The sequence below is a fragment of the Streptomyces sp. NPDC059371 genome (assembly GCF_042751995.1).
Classification (GTDB): domain Bacteria; phylum Actinomycetota; class Actinomycetes; order Streptomycetales; family Streptomycetaceae; genus Streptomyces.
In genome coordinates this window covers 15523-17638 of sequence record NZ_JBHYXD010000140.1, presented here as the reverse complement: position 1 = coordinate 17638, position 2116 = coordinate 15523, and the positions used below count along the sequence as shown (strand labels likewise).

General features: G+C 78.0%; 1 protein-coding gene. It reads left to right on the top strand.

Annotation, left to right across the window (positions count from 1 at the left end; translation table 11 throughout):
* The coding region (locus ACFXGX_RS40390) for a helix-hairpin-helix domain-containing protein (RefSeq protein ID WP_384802515.1) at positions 1 to 1795 on the top strand (1795 nt) is incomplete at its 5' end.
* Positions 1796 to 2116: the final 321 nt, after the last annotated feature.

Here is a 2116-nt window from a genome sequence, read left to right as displayed (position 1 = left end):
GGCACCGGGCGCGCCGCCGGAGGCCGTCGCCGCCGTCCGTGCCGTGCTGGCCGGCGCCGGCGCCCCCGAGGCGCTCGCGGCGCAGGCCGTCGCGGTTTTGGGCGAGGGCGCGGACGGCGTCCTCCGCGAGGACCCCTGGCAGTTGCTGCGGGTGCCCGGGGTGCGGCCCGAGCAGGCCGACGGCTTCGCCCGGGCGCTGCTCGGCGCGGAGTGCGGTCCGGACGACGAACGCCGGGGCACGGCGCTGACCGCGTGGCTGCTGGAGCAGGCCGCCGTCGCCGGGCACACCGCGCTGGACGCCCCGGCCCTCACCGCGGCGCTCTCCCAGCGCTCGGTGCCCGACCCGGACGCGGCCGTGCAGAGCGCTCTCGCGGAGGGCGAGGCCCTGGTCTTCCAGGACGCGCTGGACACCGCTCCCCCGGCCGCGGCGGCCCCGGACGACGACGCGGAGGAGGAGCAGGAGCGCCCGGTGCGGATCCTGATCGGCCTGGAGCGGTACGCGCTGGCCGAGGAGAGCCTCGCCGACGGACTCGCCCGTCTGATGAACTCGGTGCCGAAGGAGGACGGTTCGGCCGCGGACTGGGAGCGGGAAGCGGCCTCGGCACCCCGCTCGGCCGGGGAGCTGATCCGCGCGGTCGCCGCCCACGGCCTGGTGCTGCACACCGGCGGCGAGGCCTCGCGGTCCGAGGCGGCGGCGCTGCTGCACGCGGCCCGCTCGCTGGGACTGCGCTGCTGGGCCGCCGCGCACACCTCCGGCGGGCGCGACGGCTTCGCCGCCCGACTGCCCCGGCACGAGCCGGCGGACGGCGCCGCGGACCACCCCACGGGCGGCGAGGAGACCGGAGCCGTCACGGTCGCCGGACTTCTCTCCGGCGCCGAAGGACCGGGCCGGGACACGGACGGCGCCCTGGACCTGGACGTCCTGGTCGTCCTGGACGCGCCGCAGCTCGACGTCGAGACGGCGGCCGTGCTCGCGGAGTCGCTGCCGGACGGGGCGCGTCTCGTGCTGAGCGGTGATCCGGGTGTGCTGTGGTCCGCGGGCCCCGGCCGGGTCTTCGCGGACCTGCTCGCCGCCCGCGTCTGCCCGCAGGTGGCCTCGCGGACCCCCGACCCCGGGCCCATCGGCGAGCTGGTCTCCGGGATCGGCATCGGCGAGCTCAACCAGGTCGAGGCGCCCGGCAAGGAGGTGGTGATCGTCCCGGTGCGCGACGCGGGAGAGGCGGTCCACCGGACGGTTCAGCTCGTCGCGGACTCGGTGCCGCGTGCGATCGGCGTCCCGGCCGAGCAGACCCAGGTCATCACCCCGGGGCACGGCGGCCCGGTCGGCACCCGCGCGCTCAACACCGCCCTCAAGGAGCGGCTGAACCCCGGTCCCGGCCGCTTCGGCGGCTTCGATCCGGGCGACCGGATCGTCCACTCCCCCGCGCCGGGCCGTTCGCTGCCGGGCCGTGTGGTGAGGGCCGACGCCGAGGGGCTGCACCTGGACTGTTCGGGCACCCCCGTGGTCGTACCGAAGGAGCTGGTGGAACAGACCGTGCGGCACGGCTGGGCGCTCACCGCGCACCAGGCGGTGGGGCTGCGCTGGCCGGCCGCGGTCGTGGTGCTGCCGGGCGACGCCGCGGCGGCCCTGACCCGGCCCTGGGTCTACACGGCCTTCGGGCGGGCCGAGCGGCATCTGTCCGTCGTGCACGGAGTGGAGCAGGCGCTGCCGCACGCGGTGGCCGAGGTCCCGCAGAAGCCGCGCACGACCCGCCTGCAGGCCCTGTTGAAGGCGCAGACGCCGACGTCGGGCTGATCATCGGGCTGATCCCGCGGGGCTGGGGGCCAGGGGGCCGGGACCCTGAGCCGATCCAGGGGCCCGACCGACCGAGGGACCTCGGCCAACCCCGGAGCCCGGCCGACCGCGGGACCTCGGTCGGCCGTGGGCCGGGCAATCGGTGGGCCCGGGCGGCCGCGCAACGGGGCCGAGCGTGAGACCGGCAATCATGGGCCCGGGCGGCCGTCAGGCCCGAACGCACGGGTGGCGGTCACCGGGGTCCGGTGGCCGCCACCCGCGGGGGGGCGGTGGGGGGGGGGGGGGGGTTACAAAACACAGACCGCCCCCCACCCCGCGCGG